The organism is Campylobacter hyointestinalis subsp. lawsonii (assembly GCF_013372165.1).
GTDB lineage: Bacteria > Campylobacterota > Campylobacteria > Campylobacterales > Campylobacteraceae > Campylobacter > Campylobacter lawsonii.
Genome location: NZ_CP053828.1, coordinates 825,460 through 844,879 on the forward strand (window position 1 = coordinate 825,460; position 19,420 = coordinate 844,879).

Genomic DNA, 19,420 nt, shown 5'->3' on the forward strand with positions numbered 1-19,420 from the left:
TGATGTATGATTTTTTAAATTCAAAACCGCTTTATTATGATACGATTGACTATTTAAGATTTCCAAAAGCATTTAACGCCATAAAAAGCAATTTTTCCTTGCCAAAAGTCATTCATATAGTAGGGACTAACGCTAAAGGTAGCACCGGAAGATTTTTAGCTCAAATTTTACTAAAAAGCGGAAAAAAAGTAGGGCATTATACGAGTCCGCATATTTTTAAATTTAATGAAAGATTTTGGATAAATGGAAAAAATGTAAGCGATGATGAGCTTGAGTTGGCTCATGAAAAATTGCTTTTATATTTTAAAGCGGTAAATGGCGGCGATAGGTTTATTGACGAATTGAGCTATTTTGAATGGGCGACGTTGCTTTTTGCGGTTTTGTTTAGCGGACTTGATGAGATTGTATGCGAAGCAGGGATGGGAGGCGAGTTTGATGCGACAAATGTTTTTAGCAAAAAACTTAGCGTTTTTACGCCAGTTGGACTTGATCATACAGCTATGCTTGGAGATAGCTTAGAAGCTATAGCTACTACAAAACTAAATTCTATGGATAAATTTGCAATTGTCTGCGAAGACTTTGTATGTTTAAATTTAGCTAAGAAAATTGCAAATTTAAAAAATACTAAACTTATCTTATCGCCAAAAGCGATAGAAAATAGTGTAAATTTATACTCTTCTAAATTCAATTTACCCGGTTTTTTAGCTTCAAATTTAAATCTTGCTTATCACAGTACAAAGTTTTTAGGAGTGCAAGGTTTAGATGATATAGTTTTAAATTTAGACGCTCTAAGTTTAAGAGGGAGATGTGAAAAAATAGCCCCAAACATCACTATAGACGTAGGGCATAATGCTCACGCTGCAAGGGCTTTAAAAGCTGAGTTTGGTGCTAAAAAAGTGAGTTTAGTCTATAATGCTTTTGACGATAAAGATATAAAAGCTGTTTTTGATGAGCTAAAAGATATTATTACTGAAGTTTTGATTTACGAGTATGAGAGTTTAGATAGAAAATTAGCCGGTGCAAAAATACAAAGCATTGCTAAAAGCTTAGGCATAAGCGTATCTAAATTTTCTTGCATCGATAAAGATAAGGATTATCTTGTTTTTGGCTCTTTTGTATTAGTGGAACATTTTATAAAGGAAGTGATTGAAAAATAAATTTATCATAACCATAACAGACATAAATGGCTCAAAAAACTATTTATTGCACCAGCTTATAAAGAAGATTGCTATATATATCGTTCTTATAGCTGTGGTTAGTTTTTTTATCGGCTTGGCCTATATAAGCTATTTGGAAAATAGAACAAACAGCTTAAAACAAAAGCGTGATGAGCTTACTAAGATAAAAAATGAACTATTCTTAGAAAATGAAAAAATGCAAAAAAAAATAGCCGCTAGCAATGAAGAATTTGCAGCTATAGAAGATAAAATAGCTCTACTTGAAGATCAGCTAGGACTTAATACTGATAATAATATAACTATGGAAACTAGGCTTGAAAATCTGATTTTAACTAGCTCTCAGCAGCAGCTTATGTTTTCTATGATACCAAATGGAGAAGTGATAAAATCAAATGGTGTTAGTGCTGGATTTGGGTGGCGTTCTCATCCGATTTTAAACAAAAAGGAATTTCATCCAGGAATTGATCTAAGAGCTGATATAGGAACTCCTATTTATGCTCCAGCAGATGGAGTTATAGAGTTTGCCGGGTATAATAACAGCGGTTTTGGATATCTAGTTATTATAGAACACAATTTTGGTTTTAAAACACGCTTTGCACATATGAGCAGAAAAGACGTAGTAAAAGAAGGCGATTTTGTCAAAAAGGGCGATTTAATAGGATATAGTGGAAATACAGGACTTAGCACAGGGCCGCATTTGCATTATGAGATCAGATTTATCCAACGCCCTTTAGACCCTATAAATTTTATAAAATGGAATAGTAAAAATTATGAAGAAATATTTAACAAGGAGCAAAGAGTATCATGGCAGTCTTTAGTAAATACTCTAACAACTTTAATGCCCAAACAACAATAATATCAAATGGAGCCTATATAAAAGGTGATTTAAACCTAAATTCGATGCTTCACGTTAATGGTACAATAGAAGGTGTCTTACATAGTGATAACACTATAATTATTGGAAAAGATGGCAATGTAATAGGTAATATGTATGCACAAAAAATCGTCATAAATGGTTGTTTTGAAGGAAATATCGACGCTGAGTTTGTTGAGTTGCTAAGTGGTGCAATTGTAAAAGGAGATATAGTATCTTTAAATTTAAGCATAGAAAATGGTGCTAAGTTTATCGGACAAAGCATATTAAAAGATCATTCAAAAGTGACCTTAAATTTAGAAGCTATCGAGGATAATAGTGCAAGCAAGGATTTATGAGTTTTTCAAAGAGATAAAAAACGATTATGAAATTTTAGTAGTAAATGATGACAAAGAAGCACTAAAAGCTAGTAATGCCGCAAGTTTTGCAGGTAAAAAATGCTACGTTCTTCCTGATTTTAGAGCTGTAAAAGGCGATGATCTAAGAGCTTTTAATAGCGAACTTTTAGAGATCAGCAAGACTTTAAGCGAATTTTATAAAGATAAGAGTAAAGATGCTCTTATAATCTCTCCTATAAGAACTCTTTTAAACCGCCTTCCAGCAAAAACTCACCTTAAAACTAAAAAATTTAGTTTTGCAGATAAGATAAATTTAAATGAACTAAAAGATGAGTTGCTATGCTTTGGATATAATTTTGTAGATATTGTTCAAAGCAAAGGCGAAGTTAGAATCAGTGGCGATATCATCGATATATTTAGCGTTGGCGCTAATCAGCCTTTTAGGATATTGCTAGATATTGATACTATAGAAAGCATAAGGACTTTTGATCTAAGCACGCAAAAATCAGATAAAAACGAGCTTGAAAGTATAGAGATAACTCCGTTTTTAGCAAGTCTTAGCAAAGATGAATTTGATGAAGTGAGTCAAAAAACAGAGGCATTTCAGTCAAATGCTTTGATAAATGATATTAACTCATTTGGTTTTTGGGTTATAGATGGATTTATTGATTATTTTGAAAATTTCAAATGTATTTTAGCAGGGAATTTAGATATCAATGATATTTTTGATAAAGATTTAAGTTTTTTAAATTCAGTTGCGAAATTGCCAGAACCAAAGCATTTCAAAGATTTAGAAGTAAGCGTAAATAGCGATTTAATCCAGTTTCATAGCGACAAAAAAATAACCATACTTAGCAAAAACGAGAGTAGTTTTAATGCTCTAAATTTGACTCATTTTAGCAATGTTTCTCTTAAGATAAGCCCTTTAGTATTAAATGTGATCAGTAGCAATGAGCTTATAGTTTCGCTAAATTCATATGAAAAAAGGCAGCGCGTAAAAAAGGCTAGTTTAGTAATAGATGAGCTAAAAAAAGATGATTTTGTCGTGCATAGTGAGTATGGTATAGGTAAGTTTTTAGGGCTTGAGCTCATCACTGTTTTAGGCAGCAAAAAAGAGTTTGTGGTCATCTCTTATCAAAATGATGATAGGCTTCTTTTGCCAGTTGAACATTTAAATATGATAGATCGTTACATTGCAGGAAGTGGCTCTATAGTCGCTGTAGATAGACTAGGAAAAGCTAGTTTTGCTAAGATCAAAGAAAAAGTTAGGGAAAAACTATTTATCATAGCTAGTAAGATCATATCTTTAGCCGCAAAAAGAGAGCTCATAGAGGCGGTTAAATTTAATCCTAGCAAAGGATATTACGATTTTAAACTAAGTGCCGGATTTACTTATACTAGCGATCAAGAAAAAGCCATAAATGATATAGAAAATGATTTAAAAAGCGGTCGTGTTATGGATAGGCTTCTTAGTGGAGATGTCGGTTTTGGTAAGACTGAAGTCGCGATGAATGCTATTTATCTATGTGTAAAAAGTGGTTATCAAGCTCTATTTTTCGTGCCTACTACACTGCTTAGTTCTCAGCATTTCAAAAGCTTAAAAGAGCGTTTAAGTAAATTTGATATAGATGTTAGAAGGCTTGATCGTTTTACTAGCCCAAAGGAAAAATCGCTTATTATAAAAGATTTAGAGGGTTCAAAACCGATGGTGGTTATCGGAACTCACGCTTTATTATCTTTAAAAGCTAAAAATTTAGGGCTTATCATCATAGATGAGGAGCATAAATTTGGCGTTAAACAAAAAGAAAAGTTAAAAGAAGTCAGCGAGCATTCTCATATACTTTCTATGTCAGCAACTCCGATCCCAAGAAGTTTAAATATGGCTTTGAGCTCAGTCAAAAGCTACTCTACGCTTTTAACCCCACCACTTGATAGGCAAGATGTTAGAACATTTGTAAAGCAGTGGGATGAAAAACTCATAAAAGAGATAATCTTAAGAGAGATCAGGCGTGGCGGACAAGTTTTTTATGTGCATAATTTGATAAAAGATATGAGTGGCGTTGAAAATGAGCTAAAAGCTTTGATGCCAAATTTAAAGATTTTGACTCTTCATAGTAAAATAGATGCAAAAACCACAGAAGATGAGATGATAAAATTTGCTGATAAAAAGTATGATGTTTTGCTTTGTACTAGTATAGTTGAGAGCGGGATACATCTTCCAAATGCAAATACTATCATCATCGACGATGCAAATAAATTTGGTATGGCAGACCTTCATCAGCTAAGAGGAAGAGTCGGTAGGAGCAGTGTTCAAGGATATTGTTATTTCTTAGTACAAGACAAAGATAGTCTTAGTAGTGATGCTATAAAAAGACTAGTGGCGCTTGAGAGTAATTCATTTTTAGGATCTGGTTCATTACTAGCCTATCATGATTTAGAGATCAGAGGCGGTGGAAATTTAGTAGGAGAAGCTCAAAGTGGGCACATAGAAGCTATAGGTTATTCTCTATATTTAAAAATGCTTGAAGATGAGATAAACTCGCTTTTAAATAAAAAAACATTTGAGCTTAAAGATATAGATCTAAAACTTAGCGTAAATGCGTTTTTAAACAGCGATCTTATAAACGAAGACAGACTAAGGCTAGAGCTTTATAGACGTCTTAGTAAATGCGAAGAGGTAGATGAAGTCTATGAGATAGGTGCTGAGATAGAAGATAGATTTGGTAAATTTGATATCTATACAAAGCAGTTTTTAGATATAATTATTATAAAAATTTTGGCAAGCAAGCAAGGTTTTAAGGCTATAAGCAATTACGAACAAAATATTGCTCTTACAAAAAATGATGATACTAAAGTGATTTTAAAATCACGCAGCAAGGACGACGATGATTTGCTAGCTGAAATTTTAGCTTATCTAAGGAAAAATAAAACGTGATCATAGGAAATTCTTTTTCTACTACTAGCCCTTATTTGGATTATGGCGCTAAAAATAGTAGTGATAAAGAAAATGCTATAAAAACTAGTCAAACTAGCGACGATTCTTCTAGTGATAATAAAGATAAAAAAAATATCACTCAGCTAAGCGACGAAGAGAAACTTCAAGTAGCAAAATTGCAGCAACGAGACTCTGAAGTCAGAACTCACGAAGCTTCACATATGGCAGCAGGCGCTGGGCTTACTAGCGGAGCAGATTTTACGTATCAAAAAGGGCCCGATTCAAAAATGTATGCCGTGGGTGGCGAAGTTGAGATAGATACTAGCCCAGGTAGAACACCACAAGAAACTATCCAAAAAGCACAGCAGATAAAAAGGGCAGCTCTAGCTCCATCGAGTCCTAGCCCAGCAGACCTTAAAATAGCAGCAAATGCAGCTAGTATGGAAGCTTCTGCTAAGGCTCAGATGCAACAAGTTCAGCAAGATGATAGTAAGGGCGAAGATAATAATGCCGCCTTACCAAACTCAACTAATAAAAATAACACCAAAAATCCATATAATCAAGACACATATATCCCAAGCACTATCGGGCTATTTTAAATTTAAAGCAAAGGAGATATTTTGAAGATAGACTGGAAAAAGACTAAAGCCGCCACTTTAAGAGATGGAAAACTAAAACCTATAAAAGATATATTAATCAGTGATCTAAATGAGCTTGTAAGTATAGATAGGCAAAAAGACGAGCTTATCAAAAATACTTTAAATTTTATAGATGATAAAGGTGCAAATCACGCACTTTTATGGGGCGAAATGGGTTGTGGGAAATCAAGCCTTGTTAGGGCTGTATTTTGTAAATTTATGGATAGAAATTTAAGATTGATAGAGATAAGCAAATTTGAACTTGTAAATTTATATAAGGTTTTAGACAAGATAAGAGAGAAAAAACGTTTTAAATTTATAATATTTTGCGACGATTTTAGCTTTGAAACTAGTGATAAAACTATAGGAGAGCTTAAAAAACTGCTTGAAGGAAGCATTCAAGCCCCGCCAAAAAATGCAATTTTTTATGCTACAAGCAATCAAAAACACATCATAAAAAGCGAAAAAAACCACGAAAATTACATAATAGAAAAAGAGCGTAATAGAGAAAGTTTAAGCTTAGCAGATAGATTTGGTCTTCATATAAGCTTTTATGAGATGGAAGTATCTGAGTATCTAGATATAGTTGATAGCTATTTTAAAGATATAGATGTAGATAAAGAGTGGCTAAGAAAAGAAGCTCTTATTTATGCCGCATCAAAAGGCGTAAGAAGCGCTAGAAGTGCAAAGCAGTTTTGGCTATCAGTTAGGAGTAAGTTTGAGAAGTGAAGATCTGTTTTTAGTTTTGAATAAAGAAGTGATATTTGACTTTAAGGAAAATCCGTTTTGGTGGCCAGATTATGGGAGCTTTTGGGTCGTCATCGGAGCTGTTTTGACTCAAAATACAAAGTGGGAAAATGTAGAGAAATCTTTTTTAAATTTAAAAAATGCAGGCGTTCAAAGCCTTGAAGATGTGGCAAATTTAAGCGAACCAAGTTTAGCAAATTTGATAAAGCCAAGTGGATTTTATAACACAAAAGCCAAAAGGCTAAGTATGCTTTGTAAAAATATTTTGGATAAATTTGGTTCATTTGAGGAATTTATGAAAAATGTCAGCAGGAAATGGCTGATCTCTCAAAAAGGTTTGGGTTTTGAGAGTGTTGATAGCATACTTTGTTACGCTTGTTCGCGTGATATAATGGTGGTGGATAAATACACGTTTAGAATATTTGAGTTTTTGGATTTTACTTTTGAGAGTTATGATGAAGCTAGGCAGTGGCTAGAAGATATCGATAGAAAATGTGTTTATAAAGCAGTAGGTTCTATAAGCGACAATGAGCTTTTTGCTCGTTATCACGGGCTTATTGTGGAATTTTGTAAAAGCCATTTAAAAGGGGCTAAATTTGATGATTTTGCTTTGAGTTTATTTAGTGAGATTTCTATTTAAATAGCGTTTAAATCAATTTCTATCTTTATGGTTAAAATTCACAATAGCTTAACAAATATCATATATAATTACGCAACATTTAAATAAGGAATTAAGATGAAAAAACTCAGTTTTATAGCTATTTTAGCTTTAGCAATTAGTGCAAACGCAGCAGGCTTTACAGGCGATGCTAGTCAATCAAATACTACAGGCTTTACAGGTGGTCAAGCACCGATAAATCAAGGTGGATTTTTAGGTCCTAGATATGGGGTAAATAGCGTCAAAGCAGCACTTGGTGCGTGGGATGATACCTGGGTTGAGATAAAAGGCAAAATCATCTCTCAAGTAGGACATGAAAAATATAAATTTAGCGATGGCAAAGATACGATTATTATAGAGATTGATGATGATGATTGGGGTGGAGTTAGTGTTGGGCCTAATGAGCTTATCACAATATATGGCAAAGTTGATGGCAACGCTGTTTTGCCTAATGAAATAGATGTAAAAAGAATAGTAAAATAGCTTAAATTCAACTTAAAAATTTAGTCCCAAAAGTTGATTATAGTAACTTTTGGGAGATTTTAAATTTAAACTTAGTAAAATTTCGTTACAATCCAAATCCAAATTCCAAAAAAAGAAAAATAATGCAAAATATCTTAAATTCAATGAAAAATATAGCCGTTGTAGGCTTTAGCCCTGATCCAAATAAGGCTAGCAATCATGTCGGCAACTACTTGATAGAACAAGGTTTTAATGTGTTTGCTATCTATCCAAAAAGTGTAGAGATAAATGGATGTCAAACATATCAAAGCTTAAGCGAGATTAAGCAAAATATAGATACGATTGTTATGTTTAGAAAGGCTGAATTTGCCACAGAATTAGCCAAGGAAGCCCTAAATTTAGGTGTGAAAAATCTATGGCTACAATTAGGAATTGTAAATGATGAAGCCAAAAAAATCGCCCAAGATGGCGGATTGAACTTTGCTCAAGATGCTTGTATAATGATAGAGCATAAAAGGATGAAAAATGATAAGTCTAAATAAAATTATTCAAGCTAAACGCAATATTGATGGATTTGTGGTTAAGACTCCATTTGGTTTTGCGCCAAAATTAAGCAAAATAGCAGATGCTCAAATTTATCTTAAAAAAGAGAATTTACAAATCACTGGAGCATATAAGGTTAGAGGTGCCTTTAATAAAATAGCTCATTTAGATGAAGCAGCCAAAAAGTGTGGTGTGGTAGCAGCAAGTGCTGGAAATCACGCTCAAGGTGTAGCTATCAGCGCAAGACATTTTGGTGTTAAAGCTGTCATCATTATGCCTGAAGCTGCTCCGCTCTTAAAAGTAGCAGGGACAAAAGCTTTAGGTGCAGAAGTCATCTTAAAAGGAGACAATTTCGATGAAGCTTATGAGTTTGCTTTGCAGTATGCTAAAGAAAACTCTATGACCTTTGTGCATCCATTTGATGATGAGTTTGTTCAAGCTGGTCAAGGAACTATCGCTTTAGAGATGCTTGATGAGGTTGCAGATCTTGACTATATAGTAGCTCCTGTGGGTGGTGGCGGACTGATAAGCGGTGTGGCGAGTTGCGCTAAACAGATAAATCCAAACATAAAAGTTATCGGTGTAAGCGCAAAAGGAGCGCCGGCGATGTTTGATAGTTTTAAAGCTAAAAAACAGCTAAACTCAAAATCTGTTAGAACTATAGCCGATGGTATCGCCGTGCGTGACGCTAGTCCTATAACTTTGGCAAATATCATTGAGAGCGTTGATGAGATGGTACAAGTAGGCGATGATGAGATAGCAAACGCCATACTCTATCTTTTAGAGCAACAAAAGATAGTAGTTGAAGGAGCTGGGGCAGTTTCAGTAGCTGCTCTTTTGGAGCGTAAGTTCAAATTTCCTAATGGTGCGAAGATAGGTGCTATACTAAGTGGCGGAAATATCGATGTTCAAATGCTAAATGTCATCATCGAAAAAGGTCTTATAAGAAGCTGTAGAAAGATGATCATAAATGTTACTTTGATAGACAAACCAGGCGCTCTTATGGGGCTTACTGATGTTCTTAGAAGTTCTGGAGCAAATATCGTAAAGATAGACTATGATAGGTTTTCAACTAAGCTAAGTTATGGCGATGCGTCTATAACTATCACTCTTGAGACTAAGGGCAAGGAACATCAAGAAAAAGTGGCTTTGGCTCTAACTTCAGCAGGATATGAATTTACCCAAGAGTTTTAATATGTCGTATCTAGCTTAGTCTTATGTGTCTAGGCTAGATATAAATTCTTAAATTGCTTTGATAAAACTATATAAATTTAAAATCCATCTTAGCAATAAGATAGGCAAAACTCTTTTTTCTAAAACTACATTGTGCTTGATCTTTTCTAACTAAACTCATCTAGCCAAACCGATATTTATCCACCATATTTTTTAAAAAATTCAAAAAATTTCTAAACACATTTATGGTTCGCACCAAACTTTTTTTAAATTTAAATAAAGCTTTTCTAAATTTTTACGCCCATTTTTATAGCTTAAAAAGTTATCCTAGCTTTTATCTGATATGATATTGTCAATATTTTTAAAAATTGCGCTACTATTTTGCTCGATCGAGTTAAATTTACTGACTAATCCATCAATATCTTGTCTATTTTTGTCTTTTAAAATATTTGCTATAGTCTCTAAGGCATCTTTGAGTTGAACCGCTTGTGATGGTTTGAATTTGGCAAAGTTTTTATCACAATCACTTAATAATTCATCTATATGTGCTTCTTGCTCTGGTGTGATAACTAGGTCATTTAGAGCGTTATTATAGGCATTAGTTTTAGCTAAGATTAGATCGATTTTGGTTAGAATTCCGATTGCTTTATTCTGTGTTAGTTCAGAGATTTTAGCCGTTGCAGTGGAGTCTGTGCTGAAATTTTGAAGTGTGTCTTTTAGCTTACTTGTATTATCAATGGCGGTTTGTGCTACTTTGTTTATCATATCAGTTGAGCGGTTTAGCTCATCAGCGTCTTGGCTTAGCATTGTTACGGTACTTTCTATATCAGCTGTGGCTTTGGCGGTATTTTCAGCTAATTTTCTAACCTCATCAGCCACCACGGCAAATCCCCTACCATGCTCGCCTGCCCTAGCTGCTTCGATGGCTGCATTTAGGGCTAATAAATTTGTCTGGTCTGCGATATCTTTAATCAAATTTACCATACTGCTAATATCAGTAGCTCTTTGGTATATGCTTTGTGTGGTTTGGTTGCTATTTGCGGTAATTACGCTGAAATTTGAGCTTAGCTCTTCTACATTATTTATGCTTTGTTTAGCTATATCTGCTGTTTGTCTGCTAGAATCAACAACCTTAGATAGATCATTTACACTCTCTATCAAATCTCTTTGGACCCTATCCATTCCGCTTGTGCCGTTGCCTAGCTCTGTGAATTTCTGACTCAAAATCCCTCTAATTCTGCCTTTTTGACCTTCTAAAACGCCACTTACGCCTTCGCTTAGAGATTCTGCGTTGTTTCTAAAAATCCCTTTAAATCCCTCAACATAGATATTTCGATACTCTTCGCCATTTCTGGCTGCTAAAATGCTACTTTGAGTCTCTCTTTGTAGGGCTTCTACTTGGTCTAAAAGGTCATTGATACACTTAGCTATAGTTACTAATCTAGAATCATTATCGATATTTGTAACTCTAGCTTCTAATTTTCCTTTTGATGCGGCGCATGCTACTGCTACTATCTCATTATAAACAATATCATCAAATTTGCTTTTTTTGCTAAATATACTCATTTACTATCCTTTTACTCTTTGTAGTTCATTGACAAAGCGGTCGTAAGTTGTATTGTGGGTAGCTAATAGATCGGCTATATATTTTTGGCTAGCTTCTATACCCCCCCCCAATTTCTCTAACTCTAGCATTTTTTGGTATATCGGAATTATCTTCTCTACAGCTTTTGGATTAGCCTTGCGACGGACTGAGTAGTAGCCTATGATATTGCCACTTTCATCAAGAGAGCTTGTAACATTAGCAAAAACCCAGTAATATCCGCCATCAAAGGTTATATTTTTAACAAAAGCAAATATCTCTTGTTTGTTTTTTATCCTATCCCAAAGTAGCTTAAATACATATTTTGGCATATCATGATGGCGAACTATATTGTGATTTTTGCCTATGAGATCTGAATTTTTTGCATTTACGATATTTAAAAAATAGCTATTAGCATAAGTAATGTGGCCTTTTAAATCTGTCTTTGTAGTAATGAAAGCCTCATCACCAATCTCTTTTTGATGATTATATATCATTTTGAAATTCATTTTAACTCCTAATATTTTCATCATTGTATCTAATAATATATTAAAAAATTATAATATAAATTAATCTAAATAGATATCTAATTTTCTGTTTGCGGACTTGTAAAGACAAAGCTAAGAGCTAAAAATAACGATAAAAGATATCATTTAAATTTAAAATACACGCGACAAAAAACTAATATTTTTTAAATATTTATATGGCTATTATTTTAAAAATTTCAATATATTTTATGCTTATCTAGGGTAAAATATCCCCACTAAATTTAAAGAGAAAAAGATGAATGATATAAGCATAATAATCCTAGCAGCCGGTAATGGCACACGTATGAAATCAAGCAAATCAAAGGTTTTGCACGAGCTTTGTGGTGAGCCTATGATAACTCACATACTAAAAAAATCCTATGAAATAACTAGCGATGTTAGAGTCGTCTTGTCATATCAGTTTGAAGAGGTAAAAAGCGTAGTTTTAGCAGAATTTGAAAATACTAAAATTTGCAAACAAGATATAGTAAATTTCCCAGGAACCGCAGGAGCACTAAGAGCTGCTATAAATGATCTAAATTCAAAAAAAACACTTATCATCTGCGGAGATATGCCTTTAGTGCAAGTCGATGAGCTAAAAGCACTTTGTAAAAACAGTTCAGACGTCACGCTTAGCGCATTTAAAGCTATAGATCCAAACGGATATGGCAGAGTCATAACAAAGGATAAAAAAGTAGTAAAGATCGTAGAGCAAAAAGACGCAAACGAAGATGAGATTAAAGTAGATCTTTGCAATGCAGGAGCATATTGTTTTGATACGAATTTACTTAAAGATCTTATTCCGCTTATCAAAAACAACAACGCTAGTAAAGAATTTTATCTCACCGATGCCATAGAACTAGCTATAAATAGAGGTTTTAGCGTAAGTTTTAGTTTGGTTAGTGAAGCAAATTTTATGGGTATAAACGATAAATTTGCTCTAAGCTTGGCAGAAGAGATTATGCAAAATTCTATAAAAGAAAAACTTATGAAAAATGGTGTCATAATGCACCTTCCAAAAACTATTTTTATAGATAGTAGAGCAAAGTTTGAAGGAGAATGTATAATCGAGCCAAATGTTATGATAATAGGAAACTCTGTGATAAAAAACTCGGTTATCAAAAGTGGCTCGGTCATAGAATATAGTCAAGTAGATAGCAGCGACGTAGGACCTATGGCTCATTTAAGACCAAACTCAAAGATCCAAAAAACACATATCGGAAATTTCGTCGAGCTTAAAAACGCTAACTTAGATACCGTAAAAGCTGGGCATCTAAGCTACCTTGGAGATTGTGATATAAGTAGTGGTACAAATATAGGATGTGGCACTATAACTTGCAATTATGATGGTAAAAAAAAGCATAAAACTATCATAGGCAAAAACGTATTTATAGGAAGCGATACTCAGTTAGTCGCCCCACTAAGCATAGCTGATGATACTCTAGTAGCAGCTGGAAGCACTGTCACAAAAGATAGCAATAAAGGCGATCTAATCATCACTAGAAATGCTCAAATCAACAAACCCATGTATTTTTACAAATTTTTTGGTAAAAATGATGAAAAATAAAAGAGTTTTACTAGCAGTTTGTGGAAGCGTAAGCTTTTATAAGGCTTACGAAATTCTAAGTATCCTAAAAAAAGAAGGGGCAAATGTCCGCGTTATGCTAAGTGATGGAGCTTTAAAATTTACAAATATTTTAAGTTTTGAAGCACTTTGTGATGAAAAAGTACTTTCTAGCGTGAGCGAAGACTGGCAAAAAGGAGTAAATCATATAAACTATAGCAAAAACGACCTTATCATCATAGCGCCGGCTTCTGCAAACACTATAAATAAAATAGCGTATGGCATCGCAGATAGCGTATTTTTACAAACCATACTAGCTTCTACTTGCCCAAAGCTTATAGCGCCTTCAGCAAATAACAATATGCTTGAAAACTTTGCAACCAAAAAAAGCTTAGAGATACTCTTGCAAAACGGTTATGAGATCTGTGAGCCAGTCTCAAAAACTCTAGCTTGTAAAGACTTTGGAAAAGGCGCTTTGAATGAACCTAAAACTATAGTTGCTATGGCTAGAAGAATTCTAAACAAAGACGAGTTTTACGCAAACAAAAAAGTCATTATCACAGGCGGAGCCACAACAGAGAAAATAGACGACGTAAGAGGTATCACAAACTTTTCTAGCGGTAAAATGGCAAAAGCCCTAGCAGACGCATTTTACTACGCTGGAAGTGAGGTTATTTTCATCAGTTCAACGCAGTTTGAAGTGCCATATAAAATAGTTAAATTTCAAAGCTCAAATGAGCTTTTAGAAACTCTAAATTCACAAAAAGTAAAGGATAATGATCTGCTAGTTATGTGCGCGGCAGTCAGCGACTATATACCAAAAAATAAATTCAATGGCAAGATGAAAAAAGATAAAAATGGGCTAAATTTAGAGCTAGTTTTAAATAAAGACATACTAAAAAATATAAATTTAAACTGCAAGAAAATCGGCTTCAAAATGGAAATGGATAAAAAGACAGCAGTGCAAAATGCTTTAAATTTACTAAAAGATAAAAATCTAGACGCTGTTTGCTTAAATATTTTAGGAGATGAAATAAACTTTGGAAGCGACGAAACAACCATTTGCTTTATCACTAAAACAGATTCAAAATCCACAGAGCTAAAAAGTAAATTTGAAGTCGCAAAAGAGATAGTGGAGTTTAGTAAATTTATATGATAAGTAAAATTTCAAAGATCCAAGCTCAAAATACGCCAAATAGCACCACTATCATAAATGCAAGTCTTCCTGTCATCATAAAAGTCATAGAAAAAACCGGATACAATAGATACAATCTCAAATTTGGAAGTAAATTTCTAAGTACAAAATCACAGCGAGATCTTGAAGTAGGTGGTGAATATTTCGCAAATATAAGCTCTCAAAGCGGTGGCGTGATAAATATAAACGGACTTATCAAAAGACAATCTTACCACTATTTAGAAGATGGAGCGAGTTTGGTAGAATACCTGCTTACAAATGGCGATCTAGATCTATTTGCTAAAGAGATCAAAAACCGCCTTGCTAGGGCAAAAAATAGTACGGATTTTAGCATATACACATCTATGATACTAGCATTAGAAAGCGGAATAATCAGCGTTCCATTTCTATATGAGAATAGATACGCGCTAATAGAGATAAAACTTGGAGATCCACTTGAGCTATATCTACTTTTTGACAATTTTGCACCATTTAAAGCACTTATAAGTGAAGGTAAATTTATAAAGATAACTACCCCATATAAGAGCTTTTCGTCAGCATTTTATAATATTTTTGGTTGTAATTGCGAAGTAGGAAATGTAGAGCCATTTTGGCAACAAAAAGAAAATTTTTTAGATTTTAGAGGTTAAGACTTGAATAAACTAGATCACTTAGCTATCATAATGGACGGCAATGGTAGATGGGCTAAAAATAGGGGGCTTGTCCGCACAAAAGGACACGAAGCAGGAGCTAAAGCCGTCACAGATATCGCTAAGTTTTGCATAGAAAATTCTATTAAGAATTTAACTCTTTACGCATTTAGCACAGAAAATTGGAAAAGACCTAAAAAAGAGATAGATTTTCTAATGAAATTACTAAAAGATTTTCTAGTATCAAAACAAGATCTATTTATACAAAATAGCATTAAATTTCACACTATAGGCGATATAGAGCCTTTTAGCAATGATTTAAAAGACGAGATATCAAATTTAAAAAATCTCACTTCTAAATTTGATAAACTAAATTTTATTTTAGCTATAAATTACGGCGGTAGAGATGAGATAATTCGCGCTGCAAATAAAGCCATAGAAGATAGCAAAGATGGAAAACTTAGCGAAAAAAGCTTAAGCCAGAATCTAGATACGAGCGAGTTTGGCGACGTAGATTTACTCATTCGAACAGGTGGCGAGCAAAGACTCAGCAACTTTTTGCTTTGGCAAGCAAGCTATGCGGAGCTCTATTTTACGCCGACGCTTTGGCCAGATTTTAAAAGCAGCGAACTTAAAGATATCATCCAAAAATATCAAAAAACGCATAGAAAATTTGGAGGTCTGTAGTGGAAATTTACTATGCGTTATTTTTTATATTTGGAGTTTGTATCGGCTCATTTTGCAATGTTTTAATTTGCAGAATGCCACTTGGAAAAAGCACCATATATCCGCCTAGTCATTGTCCAAAATGCAAACAAAATCTCAAATATATCCATAATATACCGCTGTTTTCTTGGATATTTTTAGGCGGACGCTGTGCATTTTGTAAAACAAAAATTTCTATTATTTATCCGCTAGTTGAGTTTGCTTGTGGTATATTTGCTATGGCTGGACTATATTTGGGCGAAGGCTTGGTAAATTCGGCGTTTTTAGGACTTTGCTTTATACTACTTTTTACGTTAAGCATTATAGATTTTAAACACAACGCCGTACCTGAGATCTTGCTTATATCTGCATACTTTTTTGCTGTTTTTAGTGTTTTAAATTTAACCTTTAATGTATTAGATGGCGACTTTTATAGATCTCCTATTATAGTTTCTTTTATATTTGCCGGAGGTATTACTATCATCAAAAGCATTGCAAGTGCTTGGATAAATAGAAAAAATAACGGCGAGATAATAGAAGCTATGGGAGATGCAGATAGTATCATTATAGCGATCATTGGACTGCTTTTAGGAGTAAAACTTGGTGTTATAGCTATACTTTTAGCAGGTATTTTACAGATAATTTTACATATAATTTTACGCATAAAATCAAACCAAACAGAAGCGCCTTTCATACCGTCATTAAGTTTTGCACTATTTTTAGTTATGATTTTTAGAGACTTTTTCTTAGAACTTTTTGACATTTATACTAAATTTATGGGGTTAAAATGAATAGGGTAAATAGATATCTTTTTAATAGCTTTTTGAGTACTTTTATATCTTTATTTGCTACTCTTTTTCTTATTATGTCGATTGTATTTTTTTTGCAGATAGCTCGCATTACAAGCTATATAGAGATAAGCTTTGTAGAACTTCTTAGACTGTATCTATTTATGATGCCCCAAATCCTACTTTTTACTACACCAATAGCATTTTTTGTATCCGTTGCTATGAGCTTTTTTAAACTATCAAAAGAAAATGAAAGTATAGTTTTATTTACACTCGGGCACAATCCAAAAAATATAGCGAATTTTTTTATATTGATATCATTTTTGCTTTCATTCTTACTACTCATAAACTCTCTTATACTTATGCCTATGGCTCAAAATTTAAATGATGATTTTATACGATACAAAAAAACAGAACTTAGTCTAAATATAAAACCTAGCGAATTTGGACAAAAATTTGGCGACTGGATGGTATTTATAGAAAAAAGAAACGAGCAAAAAGATCTGCCAGAGTATGAAAATATAGTCATGTACAACACAGCAGATGATAAAGAACGATTTATAATGGCTCATAGTGGAGATATAAAAAATAACAACTCAAATTTAGAACTTTTACTTCTAAATGGAAAAATGTATGACATATATGATGATAAATGGCACATAAGCACATTTGATGATATGACTATTAGGACATTTACTACAGATACTGCTAAAGAAGATTACTCTTTAAAAGAGTACTGGAAAAAAGCGTTTAGCGACGATAAAAGAGCCAAAGATCTAAGCATTTACACACTTGTGTCTATATTTCCACTAGCCTCAGTATTGTTTGCTCTAAGCTTTGGTATAGTTACTTATAGATATGAAAAAGGCATTATATATTTTGGAATTTTCGGTGTTTTGTTTGTATATTTTGCTCTAATAATGATCTTTGCAAAACAGGTGTTTTACGCGGTTCCGCTTATATTTCTTGGCTTCATTATATCTTCTATGCTGATTTTTAGCAAGAAAATACTTAAAAAATACTAAATGAAAATCGCTCTTATCTATTCTTATGATGGTTCTAAATTTAGCGGTTCGCAGTCTCAGCCAAATCTACTAAGTGTTGAAGATAAGCTAAACTCGGCTCTAAAACGCGTAGGTATATTTGAGCGTATAGTATCAAGCTCACGCACAGATAAAGGCGTCCATTCATTAGCGCAAGTATCTAGTGTGGAGTGCGGTGAGTTTTGGAAAGATAGACTTAAATGGCTAAAAAAAGAGCTTAATAAACACTCTGCGCCTTATATTTTTATAAAACAGCTATATGAGGTAGGTAGCGACTTTCATCCTCGTTTTTTTGCAAAAGCTAGGAGTTATAGATATATTTTGCATCACGGAAAATTTAATCCTTTTTTAAGTGATTATGTATGTTTTTATGATGAGTTGCACTTAGATAGATTGAACAAAGCTTTAGAATGCTTTTTAGGACTACACGATTTTAAGCCTTTTTATAAAGTAGGAAGTGGTGAAAAATCAACCATAAGAGAGATATACCTGGCAAAGGCTTACCAAATTTATAAAGATAAATTTGGTAAATTTAAACGTATAAAAAGTGGCTTTCTACCGCACCAAAGCAGTATATCTAAACAAAACTTAAATATAAAACAGACTTTTACCATTATAAATTTCAAAGCAAACGGATTTTTAAGAGCACAAGTAAGACTTATGGTAGCAAATGCTTTGCAAGCTTGTAAAAGCGATGAGAGCTTAGCTAAATTTATCTCGAATTTCAAAGAGCAAAAACCGATTACTAGAATGCCTTCACCGCCAAATGGCCTATATTTGAAACGCGTATTTTATTAAATTTAGCTAGTAGTAGATTTATTATTTATTAGTAAATTTTATAAATTTAGAACCTAGTGAATATACAAATCTACCAGACAATTAAAAACATAAAATCAGTTATCATGTAGATAATAATCACGCTAGATATTATGATAATGCAACTAATAGAGCTATTTTTTTATTTTATATCAGTTTTAGTATGAGTATTGTAATGGCAATATTTTAAAATTTATATTAAAGATTAAAAATTTAATTTTTGAATATAAATTATCAAATAAATTTATCTATATTAAGTGAATTTAAACTAAAATATAGATAAAATCCACTCCATGAAAAAGATTAAAGCGCTATTTTTAGATCGTGATGGGGTGATAAATAAAGACCCCGGTTATGTTTATCGTATAGAAGATTTTGAGTTTATGCCTGGGATTTTTGTGGCTTTAAGTGGATTTATGGAGCTTGGATTTGAGATTTTTGTCGTGACAAATCAATCTGGCATAGGTCGTAAATACTACACTCAAGCTGATTTTGATAAGCTTAGTGATTATATGATAAACGAGTTTAAAACTCAAGGTGTGAATATCAAAAAAATTTACTATTGTCCGCATGCGCCTGATGATAATTGCGAGTGTAGAAAGCCAAAACCCGGTATGTTTTTAGAGGCTTTGAGTGAATTTAATATAGATATGAAAAGCTCAATTATGATAGGTGATAAGCAAAGCGATATTGACGCAGCTAGTGGCGCTGGAGTTGGTATGAGCTTTTTGCTTGATGGTGGTAAATTTAGTAGCGTGATGGATGTTTTGGAGTATGTAAAATTGCATAAATGATAGTATTTGTAACTGCTTATTTGGATGTTCAAAGCCCACAAAGTGTAGGCGAAAACTAGGCTAATATCTATGGTTTTGCAATTAATTCCAAGTGACAATACCACAAGACTCTTTGAAGAATTTCATATGCCTACTATGCTGTGCGTGATGGAATTTGTGGATTTTGTCGTGATATTTGATGATTACTTATGATATACTTGTTAAGTGTGCTAATTATGAAAGTAGGGTGGT

At 33.3% G+C, this 19,420-nt stretch carries 20 protein-coding genes and 1 pseudogene; 19 read left to right on the plus strand and 2 right to left on the minus strand.

Annotated features, from left to right (window positions below):
• The first annotated feature begins 2 nt into the window (after window positions 1–2).
• The 10 genes from CHLWT_RS04245 to ilvA all read left to right on the plus strand — a co-directional run bounded on the left by CHLWT_RS04245 (window position 3) and on the right by ilvA (window position 9,567).
• Window positions 3–1,157, plus strand: coding sequence for a folylpolyglutamate synthase/dihydrofolate synthase family protein (locus CHLWT_RS04245; RefSeq protein WP_309300091.1), 1,155 nt, complete (start codon window positions 3–5; stop codon window positions 1,155–1,157).
• Window positions 1,147–2,034 carry a peptidoglycan DD-metalloendopeptidase family protein gene (locus tag CHLWT_RS04250; RefSeq protein WP_112000362.1) on the plus strand — a complete coding sequence of 296 codons (888 nt, stop codon included), beginning with the start codon at window positions 1,147–1,149 and terminating at the stop codon, window positions 2,032–2,034. The genes CHLWT_RS04245 and CHLWT_RS04250 overlap by 11 nt, the downstream gene beginning before the upstream one ends.
• Window positions 1,983–2,390: a bactofilin family protein gene (locus CHLWT_RS04255; protein WP_112000363.1), complete on the plus strand. Its 408-nt coding sequence runs from the start codon at window positions 1,983–1,985 to the stop codon at window positions 2,388–2,390. Before CHLWT_RS04250 ends, CHLWT_RS04255 begins: the two co-directional genes overlap by 52 nt.
• Entirely contained in the window at window positions 2,371–5,325 is a 2,955-nt protein-coding gene (gene mfd, locus CHLWT_RS04260) for a transcription-repair coupling factor (protein WP_151062173.1), read from the plus strand. Before CHLWT_RS04255 ends, mfd begins: the two co-directional genes overlap by 20 nt.
• Window positions 5,322–5,924: a putative metalloprotease CJM1_0395 family protein gene (locus CHLWT_RS04265; RefSeq protein WP_112000628.1), complete on the plus strand. Its 603-nt coding sequence runs from the start codon at window positions 5,322–5,324 to the stop codon at window positions 5,922–5,924. Before mfd ends, CHLWT_RS04265 begins: the two co-directional genes overlap by 4 nt.
• 27 nt (window positions 5,925–5,951) lie before the next feature.
• Entirely contained in the window at window positions 5,952–6,692 is a 741-nt protein-coding gene (locus tag CHLWT_RS04270) for a DUF815 domain-containing protein (RefSeq protein WP_244948809.1), read from the plus strand.
• Complete coding sequence (locus CHLWT_RS04275; protein WP_112000630.1) at window positions 6,682–7,350, plus strand: 3-methyladenine DNA glycosylase; 669 nt, start codon at window positions 6,682–6,684, stop codon at window positions 7,348–7,350. The genes CHLWT_RS04270 and CHLWT_RS04275 overlap by 11 nt, the downstream gene beginning before the upstream one ends.
• 96 nt (window positions 7,351–7,446) lie before the next feature.
• Complete coding sequence (locus CHLWT_RS04280; RefSeq protein ID WP_063998127.1) at window positions 7,447–7,851, plus strand: YgiW/YdeI family stress tolerance OB fold protein; 405 nt, start codon at window positions 7,447–7,449, stop codon at window positions 7,849–7,851.
• A 122-nt stretch (window positions 7,852–7,973) separates the two neighbouring features.
• Complete coding sequence (locus CHLWT_RS04285) at window positions 7,974–8,372, plus strand: CoA-binding protein (RefSeq protein WP_063998128.1); 399 nt, start codon at window positions 7,974–7,976, stop codon at window positions 8,370–8,372.
• Complete coding sequence (gene ilvA, locus CHLWT_RS04290) at window positions 8,356–9,567, plus strand: threonine ammonia-lyase (protein ID WP_112000631.1); 1,212 nt, start codon at window positions 8,356–8,358, stop codon at window positions 9,565–9,567. The genes CHLWT_RS04285 and ilvA overlap by 17 nt, the downstream gene beginning before the upstream one ends.
• Before the next feature lie 306 nt (window positions 9,568–9,873).
• Here the strand turns inward: ilvA and CHLWT_RS09710 are convergent.
• A pseudogene (locus tag CHLWT_RS09710) lies at window positions 9,874–10,542 on the minus strand (methyl-accepting chemotaxis protein); the annotation flags it as partial.
• Between the two features lie 573 nt (window positions 10,543–11,115).
• Window positions 11,116–11,637 carry a PAS domain-containing protein gene (locus CHLWT_RS04300; RefSeq protein ID WP_235598080.1) on the minus strand — a complete coding sequence of 174 codons (522 nt, stop codon included), beginning with the start codon at window positions 11,635–11,637 and terminating at the stop codon, window positions 11,116–11,118.
• A gap of 274 nt (window positions 11,638–11,911) precedes the next feature.
• Between CHLWT_RS04300 and glmU the strand changes: the two genes are divergently transcribed.
• The 9 genes from glmU (at window position 11,912) to CHLWT_RS09560 (ending at window position 19,381) form a co-directional block, all read left to right on the plus strand.
• Window positions 11,912–13,222, plus strand: coding sequence for a bifunctional UDP-N-acetylglucosamine diphosphorylase/glucosamine-1-phosphate N-acetyltransferase GlmU (gene glmU / locus CHLWT_RS04305; RefSeq protein ID WP_112000633.1), 1,311 nt, complete (start codon window positions 11,912–11,914; stop codon window positions 13,220–13,222).
• The gene (gene coaBC / locus CHLWT_RS04310) at window positions 13,209–14,375 is read left to right on the plus strand and encodes a bifunctional phosphopantothenoylcysteine decarboxylase/phosphopantothenate--cysteine ligase CoaBC (RefSeq protein ID WP_112000640.1); all 1,167 of its coding nucleotides are present in this window, start codon (window positions 13,209–13,211) and stop codon (window positions 14,373–14,375) included. Before glmU ends, coaBC begins: the two co-directional genes overlap by 14 nt.
• On the plus strand, window positions 14,372–15,043 hold the full coding sequence (locus tag CHLWT_RS04315; RefSeq protein WP_112000634.1) for a hypothetical protein: 672 nt from the start codon (window positions 14,372–14,374) through the stop codon (window positions 15,041–15,043). The genes coaBC and CHLWT_RS04315 overlap by 4 nt, the downstream gene beginning before the upstream one ends.
• 3 nt (window positions 15,044–15,046) lie before the next feature.
• Window positions 15,047–15,730: a polyprenyl diphosphate synthase gene (uppS, locus tag CHLWT_RS04320; protein ID WP_112000635.1), complete on the plus strand. Its 684-nt coding sequence runs from the start codon at window positions 15,047–15,049 to the stop codon at window positions 15,728–15,730.
• Complete coding sequence (locus CHLWT_RS04325) at window positions 15,730–16,539, plus strand: prepilin peptidase (protein ID WP_112000636.1); 810 nt, start codon at window positions 15,730–15,732, stop codon at window positions 16,537–16,539. Before uppS ends, CHLWT_RS04325 begins: the two co-directional genes overlap by 1 nt.
• Entirely contained in the window at window positions 16,536–17,561 is a 1,026-nt protein-coding gene (locus tag CHLWT_RS04330; RefSeq protein WP_111985909.1) for an LptF/LptG family permease, read from the plus strand. Before CHLWT_RS04325 ends, CHLWT_RS04330 begins: the two co-directional genes overlap by 4 nt.
• Window positions 17,562–18,377: a tRNA pseudouridine synthase A gene (locus tag CHLWT_RS04335; protein ID WP_112000637.1), complete on the plus strand. Its 816-nt coding sequence runs from the start codon at window positions 17,562–17,564 to the stop codon at window positions 18,375–18,377.
• A gap of 311 nt (window positions 18,378–18,688) precedes the next feature.
• On the plus strand, window positions 18,689–19,189 hold the full coding sequence (gene gmhB, locus CHLWT_RS04340; RefSeq protein ID WP_112000638.1) for a D-glycero-beta-D-manno-heptose 1,7-bisphosphate 7-phosphatase: 501 nt from the start codon (window positions 18,689–18,691) through the stop codon (window positions 19,187–19,189).
• A 69-nt stretch (window positions 19,190–19,258) separates the two neighbouring features.
• Window positions 19,259–19,381, plus strand: a complete 123-nt coding sequence (locus CHLWT_RS09560) for a hypothetical protein (protein WP_258521934.1) — start codon at window positions 19,259–19,261, stop codon at window positions 19,379–19,381.
• Window positions 19,382–19,420 lie beyond the last annotated feature (39 nt).

Coding starts and splice junctions, on each gene's coding strand:
- CHLWT_RS04245 (WP_309300091.1), top strand. CDS start 3: ATGTATGATTTTTTAAATTCAAAACCGCTTTATTATGATACGATTGAC.
- CHLWT_RS04255 (WP_112000363.1), top strand. CDS start 1,983: ATGGCAGTCTTTAGTAAATACTCTAACAACTTTAATGCCCAAACAACA.
- CHLWT_RS04280 (WP_063998127.1), top strand. CDS start 7,447: ATGAAAAAACTCAGTTTTATAGCTATTTTAGCTTTAGCAATTAGTGCA.
- CHLWT_RS04285 (WP_063998128.1), top strand. CDS start 7,974: ATGCAAAATATCTTAAATTCAATGAAAAATATAGCCGTTGTAGGCTTT.
- ilvA (WP_112000631.1), top strand. CDS start 8,356: ATGATAAGTCTAAATAAAATTATTCAAGCTAAACGCAATATTGATGGA.
- CHLWT_RS04300 (WP_235598080.1), bottom strand. CDS start 11,637: ATGAATTTCAAAATGATATATAATCATCAAAAAGAGATTGGTGATGAG.
- glmU (WP_112000633.1), top strand. CDS start 11,912: ATGAATGATATAAGCATAATAATCCTAGCAGCCGGTAATGGCACACGT.
- coaBC (WP_112000640.1), top strand. CDS start 13,209: ATGATGAAAAATAAAAGAGTTTTACTAGCAGTTTGTGGAAGCGTAAGC.
- CHLWT_RS04315 (WP_112000634.1), top strand. CDS start 14,372: ATGATAAGTAAAATTTCAAAGATCCAAGCTCAAAATACGCCAAATAGC.
- CHLWT_RS04330 (WP_111985909.1), top strand. CDS start 16,536: ATGAATAGGGTAAATAGATATCTTTTTAATAGCTTTTTGAGTACTTTT.
- CHLWT_RS04335 (WP_112000637.1), top strand. CDS start 17,562: ATGAAAATCGCTCTTATCTATTCTTATGATGGTTCTAAATTTAGCGGT.
- gmhB (WP_112000638.1), top strand. CDS start 18,689: ATGAAAAAGATTAAAGCGCTATTTTTAGATCGTGATGGGGTGATAAAT.
- CHLWT_RS09560 (WP_258521934.1), top strand. CDS start 19,259: ATGGTTTTGCAATTAATTCCAAGTGACAATACCACAAGACTCTTTGAA.